At 71.4% G+C, this 545-nt stretch carries 1 protein-coding gene and 1 pseudogene; both read right to left on the reverse strand.

The annotated features are described in order from the left end of the window. Positions 1 to 266, reverse strand: a pseudogene (locus DN069_RS40740) (DUF4383 domain-containing protein); the annotation flags it as partial. Positions 267 to 366: 100 nt separating this feature from the next. Continuing rightward, the coding region (locus DN069_RS42215; RefSeq protein WP_111507844.1) for a zinc ribbon domain-containing protein at positions 367 to 545 on the reverse strand (179 nt) is incomplete at its 5' end.

Consider the following 545-nt stretch of genomic DNA (forward strand, 5'->3'; position numbering starts at 1 on the left):
CCGACACTGATGTTCAGTGTCGACGCGGTGTTGCCGCCGATCACGGCGCCGCCCATCAGCAGCGCGCCGAAGAGGACCGAGAGCAGGCTGAGTGCGCCGTTCGTGGTCATGCCGGCGACGTGGTCGCCGGTGGTGGAGATGAAGCCGACGTTGTTGGTGAAGCCGAGGATGCCGAAGATGATCAGGAACAGGCCGATGGCCCCGGCGCTGTACCGGTAGACCTGGCCCAGCCGGTGGTCGACCGGCAGGTGGTCCTGGAGTTTCATGGCCGCCTCCCTGGGGTGCGCGTGGGCGGTGACGGCAGTCCGGCTTCCATCGTCCGACCCGTCCCGCCCCCCTGCAACTACCCGGGGAGGCGCACCGCACTCAGCCGCAGCAGCCGCCCCCGCAGCAACCTCCCCCGCCCCCGCCGGCCTGCGGCGCGGCGCCGCCTGACGCGGCCCCGGTCACGGCGACCATCGACATCAGCTTCACCACGTCCTCGTGCCCGGCCGGGCACACCGCCGGCGCGTTGGCCTGCGACATTGGGCGGTTCAGCTCGAACG

Origin of the sequence: Streptacidiphilus pinicola (assembly GCF_003258295.1) — a bacterium.
Taxonomy (GTDB): Bacteria; Actinomycetota; Actinomycetes; order Streptomycetales; family Streptomycetaceae; genus Streptacidiphilus; species Streptacidiphilus pinicola.